Annotated in this window: 20 protein-coding genes and 1 pseudogene; 8 read left to right on the top strand and 13 right to left on the bottom strand. The window is 70.2% G+C overall.

The window, feature by feature from the left end; all coding sequences use genetic code 11:
• Positions 1–48: 48 nt before the first annotated feature.
• Both ASG91_RS12250 and ASG91_RS12245 read right to left on the bottom strand, forming a co-directional pair.
• Positions 49–882, bottom strand: a complete 834-nt coding sequence (locus ASG91_RS12250) for a hypothetical protein (RefSeq protein WP_157606327.1) — start codon at positions 880–882, stop codon at positions 49–51.
• Positions 883–985: 103 nt separating this feature from the next.
• Positions 986–1,411: a hypothetical protein gene (locus tag ASG91_RS12245; RefSeq protein ID WP_056922917.1), complete on the bottom strand. Its 426-nt coding sequence runs from the start codon at positions 1,409–1,411 to the stop codon at positions 986–988.
• 985 nt (positions 1,412–2,396) lie between these two features.
• Here ASG91_RS12245 and ASG91_RS21230 point away from each other — a divergent pair.
• The gene (locus ASG91_RS21230) at positions 2,397–2,891 is read left to right on the top strand and encodes a hypothetical protein (protein WP_235545589.1); all 495 of its coding nucleotides are present in this window, start codon (positions 2,397–2,399) and stop codon (positions 2,889–2,891) included.
• A 196-nt stretch (positions 2,892–3,087) separates the two neighbouring features.
• On the opposite strand, the gene ASG91_RS12235 is transcribed toward ASG91_RS21230, so the two are convergent.
• Together ASG91_RS12235 and ASG91_RS12230 are read right to left on the bottom strand one after the other, a co-directional pair.
• The gene (locus ASG91_RS12235; protein ID WP_082594133.1) at positions 3,088–4,491 is read right to left on the bottom strand and encodes a recombinase family protein; all 1,404 of its coding nucleotides are present in this window, start codon (positions 4,489–4,491) and stop codon (positions 3,088–3,090) included.
• 190 nt (positions 4,492–4,681) lie between these two features.
• Positions 4,682–5,059 carry a response regulator transcription factor gene (locus ASG91_RS12230; protein WP_056922915.1) on the bottom strand — a complete coding sequence of 126 codons (378 nt, stop codon included), beginning with the start codon at positions 5,057–5,059 and terminating at the stop codon, positions 4,682–4,684.
• Positions 5,060–5,228: 169 nt separating this feature from the next.
• Here ASG91_RS12230 and ASG91_RS12225 point away from each other — a divergent pair, with 169 nt between their 5' ends.
• Positions 5,229–5,699 (top strand): hypothetical protein, encoded by a 471-nt coding sequence (locus tag ASG91_RS12225; RefSeq protein WP_157606325.1) that lies wholly within the window; start codon positions 5,229–5,231, stop codon positions 5,697–5,699.
• 33 nt (positions 5,700–5,732) lie between these two features.
• On the opposite strand, the gene ASG91_RS12220 is transcribed toward ASG91_RS12225, so the two are convergent.
• Together ASG91_RS12220 and ASG91_RS12215 are read right to left on the bottom strand one after the other, a co-directional pair.
• Positions 5,733–7,451, bottom strand: a complete 1,719-nt coding sequence (locus ASG91_RS12220; protein ID WP_082594132.1) for a phospho-sugar mutase — start codon at positions 7,449–7,451, stop codon at positions 5,733–5,735.
• A gap of 13 nt (positions 7,452–7,464) precedes the next feature.
• Entirely contained in the window at positions 7,465–8,316 is an 852-nt protein-coding gene (locus ASG91_RS12215) for a purine-nucleoside phosphorylase (protein ID WP_056922913.1), read from the bottom strand.
• A 107-nt stretch (positions 8,317–8,423) separates the two neighbouring features.
• On the opposite strand from ASG91_RS12215, the gene ASG91_RS12210 reads away from it, so the two are divergent.
• From ASG91_RS12210 to ASG91_RS12200, 3 genes are all read left to right on the top strand, one after another.
• Positions 8,424–9,830 carry an NAD(P)H-quinone dehydrogenase gene (locus ASG91_RS12210; protein WP_056922912.1) on the top strand — a complete coding sequence of 469 codons (1,407 nt, stop codon included), beginning with the start codon at positions 8,424–8,426 and terminating at the stop codon, positions 9,828–9,830.
• Positions 9,831–9,946: 116 nt separating this feature from the next.
• Positions 9,947–10,612, top strand: a complete 666-nt coding sequence (locus ASG91_RS12205) for an antitoxin (protein WP_056922911.1) — start codon at positions 9,947–9,949, stop codon at positions 10,610–10,612.
• 185 nt (positions 10,613–10,797) lie between these two features.
• A complete protein-coding gene (locus tag ASG91_RS12200; protein WP_056922910.1) occupies positions 10,798–11,415 on the top strand; it encodes a hypothetical protein in 618 nt (205 codons plus the stop codon).
• A gap of 2 nt (positions 11,416–11,417) precedes the next feature.
• On the opposite strand, the pseudogene ASG91_RS20255 reads toward ASG91_RS12200, so the two are convergent.
• Together ASG91_RS20255 and ASG91_RS20250 are read right to left on the bottom strand one after the other, a co-directional pair.
• A pseudogene (locus tag ASG91_RS20255) lies at positions 11,418–12,505 on the bottom strand (biotin/lipoyl-containing protein); the annotation flags it as partial.
• Between the two features lies 1 nt (position 12,506).
• Positions 12,507–13,355, bottom strand: an 849-nt coding sequence (locus ASG91_RS20250) for a biotin carboxylase N-terminal domain-containing protein (protein WP_305728750.1), incomplete at its 3' end; no start/stop codon positions are given.
• A gap of 204 nt (positions 13,356–13,559) precedes the next feature.
• Between ASG91_RS20250 and kynA the strand changes: the two genes are divergently transcribed.
• The gene (kynA, locus tag ASG91_RS12190) at positions 13,560–14,414 is read left to right on the top strand and encodes a tryptophan 2,3-dioxygenase (protein WP_056922908.1); all 855 of its coding nucleotides are present in this window, start codon (positions 13,560–13,562) and stop codon (positions 14,412–14,414) included.
• Between the two features lie 9 nt (positions 14,415–14,423).
• On the opposite strand, the gene ASG91_RS12185 is transcribed toward kynA, so the two are convergent.
• Entirely contained in the window at positions 14,424–15,803 is a 1,380-nt protein-coding gene (locus tag ASG91_RS12185) for a glucose-6-phosphate dehydrogenase (RefSeq protein WP_056923229.1), read from the bottom strand.
• A 94-nt stretch (positions 15,804–15,897) separates the two neighbouring features.
• On the opposite strand from ASG91_RS12185, the gene ASG91_RS12180 reads away from it, so the two are divergent.
• Positions 15,898–16,887: a PfkB family carbohydrate kinase gene (locus tag ASG91_RS12180; RefSeq protein ID WP_056923228.1), complete on the top strand. Its 990-nt coding sequence runs from the start codon at positions 15,898–15,900 to the stop codon at positions 16,885–16,887.
• Here the strand turns inward: ASG91_RS12180 and ASG91_RS12175 are convergent.
• The 4 genes from ASG91_RS12175 to ASG91_RS12160 form a co-directional block, all read right to left on the bottom strand.
• Positions 16,884–17,609, bottom strand: a complete 726-nt coding sequence (locus ASG91_RS12175; protein ID WP_082592359.1) for a M50 family metallopeptidase — start codon at positions 17,607–17,609, stop codon at positions 16,884–16,886. The two genes, ASG91_RS12180 and ASG91_RS12175, sit on opposite strands and share 4 nt — an antisense overlap.
• Before the next feature lie 43 nt (positions 17,610–17,652).
• Positions 17,653–18,642, bottom strand: a complete 990-nt coding sequence (locus ASG91_RS12170) for an SDR family oxidoreductase (RefSeq protein WP_056922907.1) — start codon at positions 18,640–18,642, stop codon at positions 17,653–17,655.
• A gap of 81 nt (positions 18,643–18,723) precedes the next feature.
• Positions 18,724–19,434, bottom strand: coding sequence for a hypothetical protein (locus ASG91_RS12165; RefSeq protein WP_056922906.1), 711 nt, complete (start codon positions 19,432–19,434; stop codon positions 18,724–18,726).
• Position 19,435: 1 nt separating this feature from the next.
• Positions 19,436–19,858 carry an SgcJ/EcaC family oxidoreductase gene (locus ASG91_RS12160; RefSeq protein WP_056922905.1) on the bottom strand — a complete coding sequence of 141 codons (423 nt, stop codon included), beginning with the start codon at positions 19,856–19,858 and terminating at the stop codon, positions 19,436–19,438.
• A 92-nt stretch (positions 19,859–19,950) separates the two neighbouring features.
• Between ASG91_RS12160 and ASG91_RS12155 the strand changes: the two genes are divergently transcribed.
• Positions 19,951–20,568 carry a TetR/AcrR family transcriptional regulator gene (locus ASG91_RS12155; protein ID WP_235545587.1) on the top strand — a complete coding sequence of 206 codons (618 nt, stop codon included), beginning with the start codon at positions 19,951–19,953 and terminating at the stop codon, positions 20,566–20,568.
• Positions 20,569–20,591 lie beyond the last annotated feature (23 nt).

Raw genomic sequence — 20,591 nt, 5'->3', positions numbered from 1 at the left:
AGGCCCATTTGGTTCGCCTGCGGATCATCGACGGTCAACGGGTCGAGATCAGATGCCCGACGTCGATCTCTTCGACGGGTCCACGAGTCGGACGATAAGCGCGCCAACTATATGGACCATTAGCCAGGCATCCGCCCGCGTGGCATCGGAGACGTGGTGGCCATCGCCAGTTTGACTACGGTCAGCCGAAGCCCAATTCAAGAAATTCTCGAGCCCATTGTTGAGCGCATCGTCATGCGGCGCTAGGAGACCCTTCTTCTTGGCGCTTTTGATGAGAGGGCCAAGCGCGTTTCCGGCGCAGCCCACGGCCGTAAGGACTTCCTGGAGGGCAGTGCCCGCATCGGTTATAGCGTTGGCAGGGCTGGCCGGAATCTCCTTGAGTGCGTCCAAATAGGCGGCGTGGGCCTTACTGAACTGCGCTCCAACAAGCAAGCGCAAAGCGGGGGCGACGACCTCGGTATGCAGTTCATCCGAACCGATGGGGATGACCTCCTGATCCACCATTCGATAGGCGACCCGGTAGTCCTCGAATACGGTATTAACGAACTGATCAAAGTCGGAAGCGAACCGCGAGATGGACCGACCGTCCTTAACGTAGAGGGCAAAGGATCCAATAACGTCGAGAGCCACATCGGCGTTCGTCGCTTTGATGAGCGAGTCCCCATCAATGGATCGGACGTTGTAACCCCCGCCGAGTCGCATCAGGTCGGCGACTTCTCGATTAATGGTGCCGACGTACTCAGAGGACTTCTCCTGTAGGAGTGCCCAAAAAGTAGCAATCTTGACGCGAGCTGCTTGGGGGACGTCCTCCACCCAGAGGTTCTCGCCTTCCGCCTCACGAGCGTCACGGTCGGCGCGTCGTTTCCGTTGCGAGTGCAGCATCACGGCAGGCTATACGCCCGACCGCGCTCTTCACTTGAAATAGCAACACAACTCGGACTCCGCCTCGGGGCATGAGGGGACGTTCTCACTGGGACCTTCCGGACTACGGCACTCCCAAGAGTTGGAGCAACAGGCGTCCCTCGGCCTCGGAAATGTGGCCATCCACCTCGTCTCCAAGCTCGTCCATACGTGAGACGGCCTCGACTATGGCGTCTTCGTAGAAGTCCTCATAGTCGACGGCAATCGGCAGGATCGGACTTCGCCAACTAGGCACGTAGCCTCGGCGCACGAAGAACGCCCACGCCTGAGCGTCCTGCCACGCGCACGAGCCATCGAGCAGGTCTCCGAGCACGGCGGCCGTCGCTGCCCCCGTCAGGATCAATGTGTGTGGCAGAGACGCAGCGGCTTTCCCAAGGTCGGCCTGATCTGCCGACTGGACTGCGGCCATGAACTTCAGTTCCCCGTTGGCCACTTGTTCCAGAGCCAAAGCCAGACTACCGATCAGCCTTCTCTCCTGGGTCTGGTCCACGGGAGCATCCTCTCCTGTTGGCACAGCAGCCGCTCGTGCTGGATCGAATTACGGCATGAAAGGGCGTCTCGCTAGGCGTCCTCGATGCTGGGGAGGAACGGGATCGACGGGTGAAGCCTGTCCAGCAGGCAACGACCATGGCAGTAGAGCCCTTGGGTTTCGCCCTCCGACCGTGGTGGGGCAACGGCCAAGGTTGTCGCCCATGCGGCCTTCAAGGCTTCACCACAGAAGCAGCAGATCATGGGCACCACACCATCCAAGCGGGTGGTCTGCGGCTCTCGGAGGTCATGGGCCGAAGCATGCCAGCCCTAGAGCGAGACGTCCGCTCATCGGCAGCATGCGTAGACGTTGCTGGGCTGCAGCCACCGCGCCCGTTTTCGTGGGGGCTCGTCCGTTCGGGTGATCTTCGCTAGCGGGTATTGCATCGTTGTGATTCGCCTTGATAGTCATGGGGTCTGCGGACGTCACAGACCGGTGGCGATACCACCCATAACTCACTCATCACGCCCCTGGTCCCGGGGGAAAAAGTAGTCGCAGTCGTGCGGCAGGGATGCGGTAACGGAATCGGAGCGCGGTCCGCAGCGCGCCTCGTGGTTGCCGTCTGAAAGGTGCCACCTCACTTAGGGCCGGTCGAGCACTCGCTCCCGGCCTTTTGTTCTGCCCCGGCTCGGGGGTGAGCGCGCTTCCCATTGGCGCTATCCCAAGAGGTGTTTCGATGTCGTCATTTTGTGTCCCTGAGCCGCAACTGCAACGCGGTTGGATGCTCACGCTGTACCCCGGTGCCGGTGAGGCCGGGGGTTGTTTCCAGTCCGCCCGTGAACGAGTCTCCGGGCATGTGGGTGGTCCCGCTGCGGACCCTGAGCGTGCGGCGGTCGAGGCGGGTCGTCGCGCCCGCGCCAGGTTGCGCCGCTACTGCGCGGCCAACCTGTTGAACAGGCTGGGCACGCTGACCTACGGCCCGCCGCGGTGCACTGACGCCCGCCAGGTGCGCCAGGACGTCGGGGTGTTCTTCCGGAATCTGCGGGAGCAAGTCGGGGAGCCGTTTCCCTACGCGTGGGTGCCCGAGTTGCACAAGGACGGGGTGCACTTCCACGTCCACTTCGCCGCAGGACGCTACATCGCCCGCAAGGACCTCGATACCGCATGGGGTCGCGGCTTCGTCCACATCAAGCTGCTAGGTGACCTGCCGGTGGGGTCGGGCAAGTTGGCAGAGGCACGACGGGCTGCGGGCTACCTGTCGAAGTACGTGGCCAAAACCTTCATGGATGAGCAGGCTGGCCACCGTCCCCGTGGGCTGCACCGGTTCGACGTCGCACAGGGCTACACCCCGGAGGTGATCCGGTTGCGTGGTGCCACCCGTGAGGACGTTCTAGCTCAGGCTGCGGACCTGATGGGTGGACTCCCCGCGACGTCCTGGTCCTCCGATGAGGTCGAAGACTGGCAAGGTCCGCCGGCCGTTTGGGTGCAGTGGGCCGGCTGAGATGACAGGGACAGGTTCCCAGCAGGTGCCGCAGGAGGTGGTGCGCCGCTGGCTGATGGATTCGTGTGCAGCCCAAGGCGTTCCGGTCCTGGTGGGCGATCCGCGGATCCTGTCCGAGGTGGCTGCCCTGATCGGCGGCGTGGGTGGGAGGCGGCCGCGGCAAGCGAAGCGCGCGCCCGCCTCCACCCTGCCGCCCTCAGAGTCGCCACACGGGTTGGACTCGGCTCGGGTCCAGTCCGCGGGCTCCTGGGGTCCCCGGACCAACGACGGCGTGCTCGAGGAGTGCGCTGATCACGGCATGCTGCCGGTCGAGGTTCAACCCCGCCCACTTGGGTCCTAGGTCCCCATCCAGTCCGGTCAAACCGTCAAGGGCGGTGCTGGCGGTCATCCGGTTCAGCCGTCGCTGTCCCTCACGCAGCCTGGCCTCGATGGGGTTGCGAGCGGCAAGCCACTCCGCCGCGTTGATCGCCTTCCGCCCGTAGAGTCCTGCCAGTTCGTCGAGCTGTTCCCGGTCGGAGTCGACCTGGTCAGCAAGGCTCGATGCTTGCTCGTCGGCGGCTGCCCTACCCGCCAACGCTTCGGACAGGGCAGGGGAGGAAAGGCGCATCAGTACCGCGTCAGCAATCATCTGCTCCACAGGCTCCGCGACGACGGTCAAGCGCCCGCACCCGCCGTGGTCAGGCCCGGAATTGCAGACGTACCGGCGTGTGGTGGCTCGGGCCGCGGAGTACAACCGGTTTCCGCATTTGCCACACCTGAGCAGACCCGACAGCAGATACCGACGCGGCGCTCGGCGTCCACTCGTCTTGCGGCTCTCGATCCGCGCGAGGACCCGGTTCCGCTCGTCGGTGCTGATGATCGGGTCCCACACCGCAGGACCAATGACCTGTCCCTGGTGCTCACGCAGACCGGCGATGCGCCCCGAAGCAATCAAGGTCCGCAGCGTTGGCGTCTTCCACGGTCCACCTGCGACCGTTCGCACCTCCTGCTGGTCCAGCCACACCGTCAGCGACCGCAGCGACTCTCCGGCCAAGAACCGCGCGACCAGTGTTCGGATCACGACGGCCTCGTCCTCACGCACGGTCACCTTGTCGTCGGCGTACCCAAAGGGTCGGCGGGGTCCTCCGGCGTGAGGTTCACCCCGCTCTGCCTTCTGCTGGAACTTCCGCTTGACCCGTCGTGACTTGGACGCCGACTCGTTCGCAGCGACCGCTGCCAGGAAGCGGACCACCATCAGGCCGTCGCCGGTCATGATGTCGCTGTCACCGACGACGAACCGCACATGCTTGACCCCGGCCGTATCCAACGCTTCGCGGAACTCTTCAAGCTCCACAGGCCGCCGAGTCAGCCGGTCCACGTGGTACACCAATACGGCGTCGCGGATGCCGTCGCGGATGTCGTCCAACATCTGCGCGTATGCGGGTCGCTTCTTGCCCGAGTAGGCCGAGAAGTCGTTGTCCGTATACACCTCAGCCACTGTCCACCCCAGTTGCTCGGCAAGACGTTCGCAGTCCTGGACCTGCCGTGTGACACCCAAGCCCGTGCCTTCGGTGTCACTGCTGATCCGTGCGTAGATCGCCGCCGCGCGAGGTGTCGTCACAAGGGGTCATATTAGCGATCAGCCGACAACGCCGCCCTGTTGTGCGGGCGACACCACACCATCGTCCACAAGCACGGCTACCACGCCCAGCTCACCCACGACGGGGTGCACTGGGACCTGACCCCCGGCGCCTACGACCACTGGCTCACCCACCGCCACACCACAGCCGGCGAGCGGGCAGCGGCAGCGACTACTGCGGCCTGGCGCCCTTGACGGTCAGGGACTGGACACGACTGACCAGCTCGCGCCCCCGAAACGGCTTGACCATGTAGTCATCGGCTCCGGCGGTGAAGGCCTGGTCGATGTCGCCCTCCTGGGCCTTGGACGTGAGCATCAGGACCGCGACGCCCTTGGTCCGAGGGTCGGCCCGGATGGCCCGGCACACCTCGACCCCGCTCAGGCCCGGCATCATCCAGTCGAGGACCACCAGGTCAGGTACGTGAGTCGTCGCGGCGGCCAGTCCGGCGTCGCCGTTGTCCCGGACGACGACGTCGTAACCGGCCCGACTCAGCAGGGCGACCACGAGGTCCTGGATGTCGAGGTCGTCCTCGACCACGAGAACCTTCATCGGGGATCCCTCCTGAGCGGACCGTCGCGGCGGCGGGTGATCTGCCGCACGCTTCACCCGCACCCTACGGCGCGAAGACTCTGACGACGAGCCCACGCGCGGGTGGGGCCCAGCCTCACGACGCAGGCCCGGATTGCCGATTCGACTCGCGTGGGACAGTCTCACCCGCATGGACCGCGTCGAATTCGTGCAACTCAGGGAGGCGATGACGGTCAACCTGCCGCCGGCCTCCGGCGCACAGACCGCTGACGCCGCCGCCAAGCTCCGGCGACGACTGGTGTCCAGCGTCATGTTCGCCGCGGTCGAGGTCGAGGCGACGGACGACCCCGAGCGCCTGCTGATCGCCATGGTCCGGTTCCGGCCGGGCACCCCGGAGCGTCAGGTGGCCAGCTTCCTCGAAGCGGTGTGGATCACCGAGCTGCGCCTGGACGGTCTCGACGTGTTCAACTTCCTCGTGGAGGACGGCCACGTCGAGTTCGAGGCCGCCACCGGGGACCAGGACTCCGGCTACTACCTCAGCCTGCAGCTGATCGCCGTCGAGGGCGCGCCACAGGACTTCGAGGGCAGGTCCAGCTCCCCGAGCGAGGTTCCCGTGGAGACCGAGACCCCGACCACCAAGAAGCGCTTCTGGAAGAAGTAGGCCGGTACGAGGGACGACGGACGAGGACGCACCTCAGACCTGGACGAGGCCCTCCATGGCGGCGCGGATGCCGGCCAACCTCGTGGCGGCGGTCTGCCGCGCCGTCTTCAGGTCGGAGGAGACCGGCTCGATCACCTCGAGGTAGACCTTGAGCTTGGGCTCGGTGCCGGACGGTCGCACGATGATCCGCGAGTCGTCGGCGAGGAAGTAGCGCAGCCCGTCGGTGGGCGGCAGTGCCTCGCTTCCCTCGGCCAGGTCGTCGGTGCGCACGACAGCGGTGCCGGCCACGTCCTGGGGCGGGTCCTGGCGAAGTCGCGCCATCACCTTCCCGATCAGCGCCAGGTCGGCCACCCGCACGGACAGCGCGTCGGTCGCGTGCACACCGTGTTCGACGGCGAGGTCGTCGAGCAGGTCGGTGAGTGAACGTCCCTCGGCCTTCAGGCTGGCCGTCATCTCCGCCACCACCAGGGCGGCGCTGACGCCGTCCTTGTCGCGCACGTGCGGTGGGTCGACGCAGTAGCCCAGCGCCTCCTCGTACCCGTACCGCAGACCCTTCACGCGCGAGATCCACTTGAAGCCGGTCAGCGTCTCCTCGTGCGGGACGCCGGCAGCCTTCGCCATCGCCGCCAGCAAGCGGGACGACACGATCGAGTTCGCGAAGACGTCACCGTTGCCCACGCCGCGGGCGAGGATGTGCGCGCCCAACAGGGCACCCACCTCGTCGCCGCGGAGCATCCGCCACCCACCGGGGCCGGGCACCGCGACGGCGCAGCGGTCGGCATCGGGGTCGTTGGCGATGACCACGTCGGGTCCGGTCTGCTCGGCCAGCTCGAGGGCCGCATCCATGGCCCCCGGCTCCTCGGGGTTGGGGAAGTGCACCGTCGGGAACGCCGGGTCGGGCTGGGCCTGGCTCTCGACCGGGATCGGCGCGGCGTACCCGGCGCGGACGAAGGCCTTGGCCACGGTCTCGGAGCCGACCCCGTGCAGGGCGGTGTGGACCACGGTGACCTCGCGGGGGGTGTCCTTCGCCACGACGGTGACGGCGTCGTCGAGGTACGCCTCGAGCACGTCGTCGCCCAGGGTCTCCCAGCCGTCGTCGGCGCGCGGCACGTCCGCCACGGCGGCGACCCGCGCGATCTGGGTCGCGATGTCGGCGTCGGACGGCGGCACGATCTGCGAGCCGTCGCCGAGGTAGACCTTGTAGCCGTTGTCCTCGGGCGGGTTGTGGCTCGCCGTCACCATCACGCCCGCGTCGGCGCCGAGGTAGCGGATCGCGTACGCCAGCACGGGAGTCGGCAATGGTGACGGCAGGATCGCCGCGCGACCGCCGGCGCCCACGACGACCGCGGCGGTGTCCCGGGCGAACACGTCGGAGTTGCGGCGCGCGTCGAAGCCCACCACCACGAACGGCGCGGGCTTGCTCGCCTGCAGGTATGCCGTGAGGCCGGCGGCCGCGCGGATCACGACGGAGCGGTTCATCCGGTTGGGACCGGCGCCGATGGCGCCGCGGAGCCCTGCGGTGCCGAACTCGAGCATCCCGGAGAACCGGTCGCCGAGGTCGTCGATGGCAGCCTGGTCGCCGGTCTTGGCCTGCGCGAGGAGGTCGCCGAGCTCGACCCGGGTCTCGTGGTCGGGGTCGTCGTCCACCCACGCCTGGGCGGCGTCGATGAGCTCCTGGGCGTGTTGGGCGGCCCGTGCCTCGATGCTCGCAGGTGAGTCGGCTCCGCGGCCGTGCCGCGCGGCATACGTCATGGCTGGGCTCCTCTCAGATGGTGGCGACGACCGCGGCCATGAGCTTCCCGCACCGCTCGGCGGAAGCCTGGCCGGTCTCCATGACCTCCTCGTGGGACAGCGGCTGGTCGCTGATCCCCGCGGCGAGGTTGGTCACGAGCGAGATGCCCAGGACCTCGAGCCCGGCCTGGCGGGCCGCGATGGCCTCCAACGTGGTCGACATGCCGACCAGGTCACCTCCGAGCACCTTGGCCATCCGCACCTCGGCGGGGGTCTCGTAGTGGGGGCCACGGAACTGCACGTAGACCCCTTCGTCGAGACCGGGGTCGACCGCACGGGCCAGGTCGCGCAGCCGCGGTGAGTACAGGTCGGTGAGGTCGACGAAGTTGGCGCCCTCGATGGGGGAGGCGGCCGTGAGGTTGAGGTGGTCGCTGATCAGTACCGGGGTGCCGGGACCCCACGCGGGGTTGAGGCCGCCGCAGCCGTTGGTGAGCACGATGGCCCGGCACCCGGCCGCTGCTGCCGTGCGGACGGCGTGCACGACGGCTCGAACGCCCTTGCCCTCGTAGAAGTGGGTGCGGGTGCCGTAGACGAGCGCCCGACGGCCGGTGTCGGCGATCGCCACCGAGCGCATCGTGCCGCTGTGCCCCGCGACCGCGGCCTTCGCGAAGCCGGGGACGTCCGCGTTGTCGATCGTGGCCAGCGTCTCGCCGATGAGGTCACCGGTCTGGCCCCACCCGGAGCCGAGGACCAGGGCCACGTCGTGCCGGTCGGTGCCGCTGCGCTCGGCGATCACCGCGGCAGCCGCCTTGGCCACCTCGAACGGGTCGGCCGCGGGGTCGGACAGGTCGGGGACGCCCGGGGACGGGCTGCTCTGCTCGCTCACTCCCGAAGACTACCGAGGCCCGGACCGGGCGGCGACGGCGACGGAGTGGACGGGTTCCGGCACGGACGCCAGACCGTTCGCCTCCGCCGGGGTGGTTGGATGGTCGCGTGAACGCGCCCCAGTCCTCAGTGGTGATCCTCGGCGGTGGCCCCGGTGGCTACGAGGCCGCCCTGGTGGCTGCCCACCTGGGTGCCCGCGTAACGGTCGTCGACCGTGATGGCGTCGGTGGCGCAGCGGTGCTCACCGACTGCGTGCCGTCCAAGACGCTGATCTCGACGGCCGACTTCATGAGCCAGTTCGAGACCGCCTCCGACCTCGGCGTGCACCTCGAGGACCACGAGGGCGACGAGGTCTCCGACTCGGTCGCCGAGCTCACCGCGGTGAACCGCCGCATCCTGGCCCTCGCTGCTGCGCAGTCCCGCGACATCGGCGCCCGGCTCGCGGCCGACGGCGTGCAGGTGCTGGCCGGCACGGGCCGGCTGCTCGAGGCGGGGTCGGTCGAGGCCACTCTCGCCGACGGGACGACCCAGACCCTCAGCGCTGACGTCGTCCTCGTCGCCACCGGCGCCACGCCCCGGGTCGTGCCCTTCGCCCAGCCCGACGGCGAGCGGATCCTCACCTGGCAGCAGATCTACTCCCTTGCCGAGCTCCCCGAGCACCTGGTCGTCGTCGGCTCCGGTGTCACCGGTGCCGAGCTCGCGCAGGCCTACCTCGGTCTCGGCTCGCGCGTGACGCTCGTGTCGTCGCGGGACCGGGTGCTCCCCGGCGAGGACGCCGACGCCGCCACCGTGATCGAGGACGTCTTCCGCAAGCGCGGCATGGACGTGCTCGGGCGCTCGCGGATGGCCTCGGTGTCGCGCACGGAGTCGGGCGTGGTGGTCCGGCTCGTGGACGGTCGCGAGGTCGAGGGCAGCCACGCGCTCCTGGCCGTCGGATCCGTCCCGCAGACCTCCGGCATCGGCCTCGAGGACGTCGGGGTGGCCGTGAGCGAGTCCGGCCACATCGTGGTCGACAAGGTCTCGCGCACCTCCGTGCGCGGTGTGTATGCCGCGGGCGACTGCACCGGCGTTCTTCCCCTGGCATCCGTGGCCGCCATGCAGGGACGCATCGCGATGGCGCACTCCCTCGGTGACGCGGTCGCTCCGCTCAACCTGCGGGCCGTCTCGGCCAACATCTTCACCGACCCCGAGATCGCCACGGTCGGGTTCTCCCAGAAGGACCTCGACGAGGGCACCGTCGACGCGACCTCGGTGATGCTGCCGCTGTCGACCAACCCCCGCGCCAAGATGCAGGGCATCACCGACGGGTTCGTGAAGCTGTTCGCCCGCAAGGGTGGCGGCACCGTCGTCGGCGGCGTCGTCGTGGCGCCGCGGGCCTCCGAGCTGATCTACCCGGTGACCTTGGCGGTGCAGCACGGGCTCACCGTCGACCAGCTGGCCGGGACCTTCACGGTCTACCCCTCGCTCTCCGGCTCGGTGGCCGAGGCCGCCCGCCAGCTCCACCAGCGCGACTGACCTGTCGGGCGCTCCGGCGGCATTTCCCCCGGGTTGGTGGGTAATGTCCCCACTGAGCGTGCTGTGGCGCGCGGACTCGGAGACTTCCGAGACGGCTCCCTAGGAAGGGCGAATCAATGGCTGGCTCCTGGCTGGACAAGGTGAAGAACTACGTCAAGGGCAACCCGCAGCAAGCGGACTCGGCTCTCGACAAGGTCGAGGACGTGATCGACAAGCAGACCGGGGGCAAGTACTCGGACCAGATCGACCAGGGCAGCGATGCCTTGCGCGACAAGCTGGGCCTGCCCGAGGAGCAGCCGGCCCCGGCACCCGAGCCGGCTCCCGAGCCTGCCCCCTCACCTGCACCCGAGCCGGCTCCGGCGCCCGCACCCGAGCCGGCTCCGGCGCCCGCCCCTGAGCCGGTGCCGTCACCGGAACCGGGGCCCGCGCCCACCCCCGAGCCGTTCCCCGCGCCCGGTGACCCCGTGCCGTCCGAGCCGGCCCCCGACCGCCCGAGCTGGGACGAGCCGGCGCCCACCACGCCGGCCCCGAACCCGTCTCCGTCCACCGGTGACCCCCAGCCGGGCTCCTCCGACGGGCCGCTCATCCCGGGTGAGCCGCAGCAACCCGGACAGCCCGGCGGCCCGCTCGACCCGGCCCTGCGCCCCGACGCGGAGTCCGGCGAGGACACCGACGGCCCGGCACAGATCCCGACCGACGCGCCGGGATCCAGCACCGTCCCCGAGCCGGGTCCGGACACCGGCGAGGAAGGCACCAAGGAGCTCCCGCCGTTCGGTCGCTGAGGCCAGGCACACGGCATACGACAGCGGCGCGGTCTCCCGGCTGGGAGGCGGCGCCGCCGTCGTGGGCGAGGTCGTGAGTAGGGCCGCCCGGCGACGTAGGCACTTTGCCGGTGGGCGGCGACCCGGGTCGTTGCCACGATGGGGTCAGCAGGGATCACACACACCAGCCGCACCTGGGAGGTCCCATGTTCCACACCATCGCGTCCATCCACACCGGCGTCCGTCCCCTGCTCGCCGCACTGTGTGCGGGGGTCATGACCATTGCGCTCGCGCCGGCCGCAGCAGCCTCCGGCAACGTGGTCTTCCGGTCCCACGAGACGTTGAAGGACAGCCACATCGAGCAGGAGGAGCACGGCGACGAGTGGTGCCCGGAGGTTTCCTTCCTCGTCCGCTGGGACGGTCGGGTCACCATCACCGAGACCGGCATCGCCCGCGGAGGTGGGGAGCTGGAGTACTTCTCGTTCCACGTCTCGGCGGAGGACACCTTCACCAACGTGGAGTCCGGGGCCTCGTTCCGGTCTGTCAACACCTTCAACGGCCGTGACCAGAAGCTGACCCTGAACGCCGACGGCACCCTCACCGTCGAGTTCATGGACCGGTTCTCGTCCAAGCTGTTCGCGAGCGACGGCAAGCTGGTCGGCCTCGACGCAGGCACCGTTGCGGGCACCTTGGTCATCGACCTCGGCGACCCCGAGGATCCTGAGGACGACACCGTCCTCAGCGAGACGATCACCAGGGACCACGGCACGCGCACCTTCGGTGAGCGGGACTTCTGCGAGGACGTCCTCGAGTTCCTCGGCTGACGTCAGTCCTTGATCTCGGCGATCACGGCGCCGTTGGTCACGGTCTGGCCGACCTCGGCGACGAGTCCGGTGATGGTGCCGGCCTTGTGGGCGTTGATCGGCTGCTCCATCTTCATCGCCTCGAGGACGACCACCAGCTCACCGGCGGCGACCTCCTGGCCCTCCTCGACGGCGATCTTGACGATGGTGCCCTGCATGGGCGCGGTGAGGGAGTCGCCCGAGGCGGCGGCACCGGCCTTGGAACCGCCGGAGCGTCGGGGCGCCTTCTTCTTCGCGGCGCTGGAGCCACCGCCGAGGGAGAGCCCGCCGGGGAGCACCACCTCGAGGCGCTTGCCGCCGACCTCGACGACCACGCTCTGGCGCTCGCCGGTCTCCTCGGGGGCCTCCGCCACGACCCCGGAGTAGGGCGGGATCTGGTTGTCGAACTCGGTCTCGATCCAGCGGGTGTGCACCGTGAACGGCTTGTCGCCCTCGGGGGCGAACGCGGGGTCGGACACGATGACGCGGTGGAACGGCAGGACGGTCGGCATGCCGTCGACGACGAACTCCGCGAGCGCGCGGCGGGACCGTTCGAGCGCCTGGTGGCGGTCGTGGCCGGTGACGATCAGCTTGGCCAGCATCGAGTCGAACGCGCCACCGATGACGTCGCCGGCGACGACGCCGGAGTCGAGGCGCACGCCCGGGCCGGACGGCGGCTCGAACACGGCGACGACGCCGGGGGCCGGGAGGAAGCCGCGGCCCGCGTCCTCGCCGTTGATCCGGAACTCGAAGGAGTGGCCGATCGGGGCGGGGTCGTCGTAGCCGAGCGGCTCACCGTTCGCGATGCGGAACTGCTCGCGGACCAGGTCGATGCCGGTGACCTCCTCGGTCACCGGGTGTTCGACCTGGAGGCGGGTGTTGACCTCGAGGAAGGAGATGGTGCCGTCCTGGCCGACGAGGAACTCGCAGGTGCCGGCGCCGGTGTAGCCGGCCTCGGTGAGGATGGCCTTGGAGGCGCGGCGCAGCTCGGCGTTCTGCTCGTCGGACAGGAACGGCGCCGGGGCCTCCTCGACGAGCGGACAGGAACGGCGCCGGGGCCTCCTCGACGAGCNATCGTCGGCAACGGTGTAGCCGGCCTCGGTGAGGATGGCCTTGGAGGCGCGGCGCAGCTCGGCGTTCTGCTCGTCGGACAGGAACGGCGCCGGGGCCTCCTCGACGAGCTTCTGGTGGCGACGCTGCAGCGAGCAGTCCCGGGTGGAGACGACGACGACGTTGCCGTGGGTGTCGGCCAGGCACTGGGTCTCGACGTGGCGGGGCTGGTCGAGGTAGCGCTCGACGAAGCACTCGCCGCGACCGAACGCGGCGACGGCCTCGCGGGTGGCCGAGTCGAACAGCTCGGGGATCTCCTCGATGGTGCGCGCGACCTTGAGGCCGCGACCGCCGCCACCGAAGGCCGCCTTGATCGCGACCGGCAGTCCGTACTCCTTGGCGAACGCGACGACCTCGTCGGCGTCGGCGACCGGGTCGGCGGTGCCGGGCACCAGGGGGGCGTTCGCGCGGGCGGCGATGTGGCGGGCCTTGACCTTGTCGCCGAGGGAGTCGATGGCCTCGGGGGAGGGGCCGATCCACCTCAGCCCGGCGTCCATCACGGCCTGGGCGAAGGAGGCGTTCTCGGCGAGGAAGCCGTAGCCGGGGTGGACCGCGTCGGCCCCGGACTTGCGGGCGACCTCGAGCAGCTTCTCCTGCACGAGGTAGGAGTCGCCGGGGGTCGCGCCACCGAGCGCGTAGGCCTCGTCGGCGACCTTGACGTGCAGCGCGTCCCGGTCCGGATCGGCATACACGGCAACGGAGCCGATGCCGCTGTCGGCGCACGCGCGCGCGATGCGGACGGCGATCTCGCCGCGGTTGGCAATGAGGACCTTGGAGATCGGCTTCGTCGTCGTCTCGGAGATGGGCGCCATGCGCCGGAGCCTAGCCCGTTTCCGTGACGTCACCCCCACCCAGCCGGTGTGGCCTGGCTGACACCTGCGCACCCCACCAGTCCCAGCTTTATCGGGTCTAGCAGGAACGTTGACGCTCACACCGGAAGCGAAGTCGTGTGAAGGTCAACCTTGTCCCTAGACCCGATAAAGATGTGACGCGGGGGGCGGCCCTAGGGTGGCGGCATGAGCAGTGACGACGCGCGGTCGGTGCGTGAGATCGAAGAGGGCGTGCAGCGGGACTTCTCCGCGGCGATGTCCTACGGCGACTACCTGGGGCTGGACCAGCTGCTGTCGGCACAGCACCCACGCAGCCAGCCCGAGCAGCACGACGAGCTGCTGTTCATCATCCAGCACCAGACCTCTGAGCTCTGGCTCAAGCTGATGCTGCACGAGCTGCGGTCGGCCCGCGCGCTGCTCACGGCCGACGAGCTCGCCCCGGCCCTCAAGCGGCTGGCGCGGGTCAAGCGGATCCAGGAGATCCTCACCGACCAGTGGTCGGTGCTGGCGACCCTCACGCCGAGCGAGTACGCCGAGATCCGCCCGTTCCTCGCGACCAGCTCGGGGTTCCAGTCGTGGCAGTACCGCGCCGTGGAGTTCCTGCTCGGCAACAAGAACGCCGACATGGTCAAGGTCTTCGAGCACGACGAGGCCGCGCGCTCGATGCTCGCGGAGCTGCTCGGTGAGCCCAGCCTCTACGACGAGTTCCTGCGCTACCTCGCCCGCCGCGGCTACGCCATCCCGGCCGAGCTGCTCGAGCGTGACGTCACCCAGCCGTACCGGGAGAACGACGCCCTGGTCGACACCTTCGCCGCCGTCTACGCCCGCCCGACCGAGCACTGGGGCGTCTACGAGACCTGTGAGGAGCTCGTCGACCTCGAGGACAACTTCCAGCAGTGGCGGTTCCGCCACCTGCAGGTCGTCACCCGCACGATCGGCCACAAGAAGGGGACCGGCGGCTCGTCCGGCGTCGACTTCCTGCGCCGCGCCCTCGACCTGACCTTCTTCCCCGAGCTCTACACGGTGCGCACCCGCGTCTGACGCGCCTCGCTAGGGCACGAGCCAGCCCTCGGGGCCGTCGGAGCCGGCGGCATACGTCTCCAACGGCACCCGCCCGTCGGCCCAGGCCTTGATCACCGGCTCCATCACCCGCCAGCACTCCTCGGCGGCGTCGCCCCGCACGGTGAGCAGCTGGCTGCCGTCGAAGATCTGCGCCAGCACCTCGCCGTAGGGCTGCATGCGCGGAGCGGCCAACCTGGCCGTGAGGGCCTTCTGCTCCAGGTCGACGGGGTCGCCCTCGGCATTCATCGTCAGGGTGAGGGAGACAGCGCCCGGCTTGAGGTCGATGGTGAGCCGGTCGCCGTCGGACCCGCCGACGAAGCCGGTCGGCAGGTGCGGGACGTCGCGGAAGTGGGCCACGATCTGCTTGCGCGGCGCACCCAGGGCCTTGCCGCTCCGGACGACGAACGGCACCCCGGCCCAGCGGCTGTTCGCGACCTCGAGGGTCACCTGCGCGAGCGTCTCGGTGGACCGCTTCGGGTCGACGCCCACCTCCTTCGCGTAGTCCGGCACCTTCCGCCGACCGATCGTGCCGGCGGTGTAGCGGGCCCGCCGCGACGAGCGCTTGGGGGAGCCGCCCCAGACCTTCGTCGCCCGCAGCACCTGCGCCTTCTGGTCCTGCAGCTCCCGGGCGTCGAGGGTCGCGATCGACTCCATCGCGAACAGCGCGAGCACCTGGAGCAGGTGGCTCTGCAACATGTCCTTCAGCGCGCCGGCCCCGTCGTAGTAGCCCGCCCGTCCCTCCAGCGCGAGGTCCTCGTCGTAGACGATCTCCACGCGCTCGATGTGCTCAGCGCTCCAGATCGGGGCCAGCACGCGATTGGCGAAACGAAGTCCCACGAGGTTGAAAACCGTTGCCACGCCGAGGAAGTGGTCGATCCGGAAGATGTCCTCCTCAGCCACCACCTTGTGCAGGAGGGCGTTGAACGCCACCGCCGACGCGTGGTCGGTGCCGAACGGCTTCTCGAGCGCCAGCCGCGTGGTGTCCGGCAGGTCGACGTGCTGGAGCAGGCCGCAGACCTTCATGGTCACCTGCGGCGGCAGGGCGAAGAAGATGACCAGCGGCCCGTCGCCGCACCCCTCGACGAGCGCGCGCAGGGCGCCTTCGTCGAGCAGGTCCGTGCGGATGTATGCCGTGTGCTTCGTGATCGCGGCGGTCACCCGGGCTGCGGGCTTGGCTGCGGCGAACGAGTCCTTGACCCGGGCCTTCCAGTCCGCGGCCGAGATGTCGACCCGGTCGGCGCCGACGACGCGGACCGCGCGTTCCGGCTCGACGGCCAGCAGGCTGGCCAGCCCGGGCAGGAGGAGCCGGTGGGTCAGGTCACCACCGGCGCCGAGGATCAGCAGGGTGGTCTCGGGAGGGGGCGCCATGTCTCGCAGCATTCCACGGGCACCTGGACGACGCGGGGGGAGCCCGGGGCGTGCGGAGAGCGTGGTCGGTGACCACGCGGCATACTCCCTCAGCATGACCACGCACGAGGGGCAGCGGCGCGGACCCCGAGTCATCCACACGGCGCAGGCCCTGGTCGACGAGGTGGTGGAGGTCGACGCGCTGCCGGTGCGTGGTGGCAATGCCGTCGCGCTGTCCTACGCGCGGTACGCCGGCGGCGCCGTGAACATCCTCGTCGCCGCTGCCCGGTCGGGCGCGGACGCGGTCCTCGCCGGGGCGGTCGGCACCGGCGCGAACGGCGACCTGGTGCGTGCGGCCCTGGCCGCCGAGGGCGTGGCCGTGAGCAGCCCCCCGGTGCCGGACCTCGACACCGGGATCTGCTTCGTGATGATCGAGCCCAGCGCCGAGCGCACCTTCGTGACGACCCAGGGTGCCGAGCGACGGATCACGGTGGAGTCGCTCGGGACCGCGGCTCCGGTGGACGGTGACCTCGTGTGCGTCAGTGGCTTCTCGCTCGTCGGGCTGACCCGTGACCCGCTGCTGGCCTGGCTCGACGGCCTGGACCACGGGGTGGTGGTGGTCCTCGATCCTGGCGCGGCGTTCGCCGACCTCACGGACGACCTCCGGGAGCGGGCGCTGGCCCGCACCACGGTGTGGACCAGCAACGCCGACGAGGCGGCCCAGCTGACCGGGCTGTCCGACCCGGTCGCAGCCACCGGGGCGGTGGCCGACCGGCTGCCGGCCGGTGCGGTGGCCATCGTCCGGGACGGTCCGAAGGGCTGCTGGGTCCGTGAGGTGGACGTCGTGGGCGAGCCGACCTACCTGCCCGGGTTCCCGCAGGACGCCGTCGACACCAATGGGGCCGGCGACACCCACACCGGGGTCCTCGTGGCCTGCCGCGCTGCGGGTGCCGACTGGGAGACCGCTGCGCGGCGGGCCAACGCAGCCGGCGCCATCAAGGTGACCAGGCGTGGCCCGGCGACGGCCCCCACGGCGGCTGAGATCGACACACTTCTCGACCAACGCGGCCTGGACCAGCAGGGCCTCGCCCGGCAGCGCGGCTAGCCCCAGGCGACGGCGAGCTGGAGGGCGGCGAGGACGGTGGCAGCGGCGCAGACGAGGACGAAGGAGGCGTTCCAGACCACCGGTGGCACGTGCGTGAGCGAGGCCAGCACGCCTGGGTCGCTGCCCGCGGTGCGCGACGCCATGACCGCGCCGAGGTGCCGCCAACCCCCGACGAGGAGCACGATCCCGGTCGCGACCAGCACCTGCGGCTGCAGACCGTCGTCGCGCCACCACCACAGCGCGCCGGTCGCCGCGAGGGCCACCAGGATGACCGCAGCGGTGAGCAGCGAGCGCACCCGCACCAGGGCGAGCAGCCAGACGCCGAGCAGCATGGTGAGGACCGGCGCGGCCCACCCCCTGCCGGCCGCCCAGACCAGTGCGGCGCCGACGACCGCGGGGGCCGGGTAGCCGGCCCACGTGGAGACGACCCGCCCGAGGCCGCGGGCGGGACCCACGGTGACCGCGTGGCCCGACATGTCGCCACGGAGCACGAACCCGGTGAAGCGGCGACCCACGGCCAGGCCCACGAGCGCATGCCCGAGCTCGTGGACGAGGGTCACGACGAGCCGCAGCACCTGCCAGACCGGTGGCACCCCGACCACGAGGAGCGCGGCGACCACCGCCACCGTCAGGGCAGGCGCGCCCATCGCCACCTCGCCGGAGGTGGTGACGATCCGGGTGTGCAGCTCGTCCCAGTCCACGGCGGCGAACCTAGCCGACATCACTGTGACCTGCATGAACGGCTCGCTGAGGCCCGAGGGGCGGTCAGACCCGGTGTGCGGCGACGAGCCGGTCGTAGAGCGCGTCGAGGTCGGCGTCGACGACGCGTCGGGCCGGGTCGGCGTCGTGCCAGTCGACGATCTCCTGCGCTCCCTGGCGGAAGGGCACGACGGCCTGCCAGCCGCGGACCAGACCCTTGATCTTGCTGTTGTCGAAGACCATCGTGTGCGCCTTGTCGCCGAGCAGGCTCGCCCCGAACTCCTCGTCGACCGCGGCGACCGCGTCCGACGGCACGTGCACGAGCCGGGGCTCGACGCCCGCGGCCTCGGCGATGTCGCGGTAGATGCGGTTCCAGCTGGGCGCCTCGTCGCCGGTGATGTGGAACGCCTCGCCGATCGCCTCACGACGCCCGAGCAGGCCGACGAAGGCCCGTGCGAAGTCGGTGTGGTGGGTGATCGTCCACAGCGAGGTGCCGTCACCGTGGACCAGCACCTCCTTGCCCTGCCGCATCCGCTCGATGGTGGTCCAGCGCCCCTCGAAGGGCGGCAGGGTGTGGTCGTAGGTGTGCGAAGGTCGCACGATGGTCATCGGGAGCTCGTCGTCCCGGTAGGCCGCGACGAGCAGGTCCTCGCAGGCGATCTTGTCGCGGGAGTACTGCCAGAACGGGTTCCGCAGGGGCGTCGACTCGGTGACCGGCAGGCGGGCCGGGGGAGTCTGGTAGGCCGAGGCCGAGCTGATGAACACGTACTGCCCGGTGCGGGTGGCGAACTGGTCGAGCTGTTGCTGCACCTGGTCGGGAGTGAACGACAGGAAGTCCACCACCACGTCGAACTCGCGCTCGCCGACGGCGTCGCTGACGGCTGCTGCATCACGCACGTCGGCCGTCAGCGCCTCGGCGTCGGGGTGGGCCGGGTGCGTGGTGCTGGTGCCACGGTTGAGGATCGTGACGTCCCAGCCCTGGGCGACCGACTCGGCGACGCAGGCCGAGCTGATCACGCCGGTGCCACCGATGAACAGGACGTTGTGACTGGCCATGTCGCGAGCCTAGGCCGCTGACCACCGGCTCGCCGCTCGCGTCCACGTCACGCCCCAGGACGCGGCGGCGGGGTCGGCGGGTCAGGCGGTGGTCGTCGAGGTCGTGAGCCGGCCACGAGCGGTGAGCGCGGCTGCCCCGATGAGCCACAGGGCGAGACCGGCCTGCAGGGGGAACAACCCGGCCACGCCGACGTCGTGCGTGAGGTTGACCAACGGTCCGGCGACGGCAGACCCGAGGCCGCCCACCACCGCGGGGATGGCGAGCACCCAGGCGGACCGGGTCCGGACCGCACGGGCTGCGGCCACCGCGAGGGCAGCGCCGGTCAGCCCGAGCAGGGGCGTCGCGCCGACCTGGAGCATGGCGTGCAGGTCGAGCATCGGCGTCTCGTGGTGGTGGGTGAGCCCGTCGAGGTCGCGGTCGGCGAGCAGGTGCGGGATGCCCTCCAGACCACCCAGGACCCACCCGACGGCGGCGACCCGGGCCCACCGGCGGACCGCGCCGGAGACCGCGGTGCGGGACAGCACCGTGAACGCCGCCGCGGCGAGCACCGTGCCGGCGAGCAGCAGTAGGTGGGCGATCGGCCAGGTCGGCGCGCCGAGCATGGAGGCCAGGTAGTCCTCGACGGTCTCGCCGTGGCCGTGCGGGTGCAGGTTGCCACCCGCGCCGAGCAGCACGCCTGCGGTGCCGAGCAGGGCGGCCGTGCGCCACGGGGCCCGATGGGCGGGGACGGAGGGTGTCGCGGCGCCGGACGGGGCTGTCGTCGCGGTGGACCGGCTGGTCGCGGTAGCCATGTCAGCGCCCGATCAGGGTGTTGTGGGTGGCCGCGACGCTCCAGCCACCGTCGGGGTCGCGGACCAGGATGCTGGTGGACATCGCCTGGTGGGTGCCCGCGAGCGGTCCGGCCGGGACCTGGAGGGTGTTGCGCGAGACCGCGAGGACGACACCGTCGGCGAGCTCACGGGCGGAGACCAGCTCCATCGTGTTGACGCTCCCGGCGTAGATGGTGGCGAAGATCCCGGCGTGCCCGGCCCCGATCGCCGCCGCGTCCTGGGCGTGCTGGCCCTGGACCGTGACGAAGGAGGCAGCGGGCTGGTAGACCGCGCCGAAGGCGGCGCCGTCGGCGCGGTTCCAGGCGCCCTCGAGGCGGCTCAGCACCTCGCTGGCGACGGTGGCGGTGGTGGTGGCGGCGGTGGTGGTGGTGGAGATGGTGGTCATGACGATCGATCCTTTCGTTGAGTGTCTGCCTATTCATTCAAGCATTGCTCAGTGAATATAGACCCGCTCAGTCAACCTGTACAGTGGTTTCCGTGACCAGTTCCCGCACCTACCGCTCCGAGCTGCGCGACCAGCAGGCCCAACGCACCCGCCTGCTGATCGCCCGCTCGGCCCGCGAGCGCTTCCTCGAGAAGGGGTGGTCGGGCACGAGCGTGCGCTCCGTGGCCACCGGGGCCGGGGTCTCGGAGGCGACCATCTACCACGTCTACGGCAGCAAGGCCGGGCTGGCGGCGTCGCTGATCGACGCAGCCGAGGAGAGCGCCGACGTCGCCCGCGTGATCGCGGAGCTGGCCTCGTTCGTGGGCGATCCCGCCGCGCAGCTGCGGGCCTTCGTCGGGTTCGACCGGCGCCTGTTCGAGCGTGGTGGCGACGTCCTGCGGGTGCTCGCGGAGGCCCGCCGCCAGGAGCCCGATCTCGCGGCGGCCTACGAGGAAGGCCGCGGGCGCGGTGAGACCCAGCGGCGCCGGCTGTTCGAGTCGTGGCCGGCCAAGGCGTGGGCCAAGGGCGTGGACGTGCAGACCGCCCTGGACACCTACGCGATGGTGGTCTCGCTCGAGGCCTACGACATCGCGGTGCGCGAACGCGGCTGGAGCCCCGAGGCCGTCGAGGCCTGGTGGAACCGCCTGCTCGCCCAGCTCCTGCTGCGCTGACGCCCCGAAGGTTTCGTCGTGCG

The sequence above is a fragment of the Phycicoccus sp. Soil802 genome (assembly GCF_001429605.1).
In the GTDB taxonomy this organism is placed as follows: Bacteria; Actinomycetota; Actinomycetes; order Actinomycetales; family Dermatophilaceae; genus Pedococcus.
Note: the sequence above shows the minus strand (reverse complement) of the source record. Positions and strands in the feature narration are given on the sequence as shown.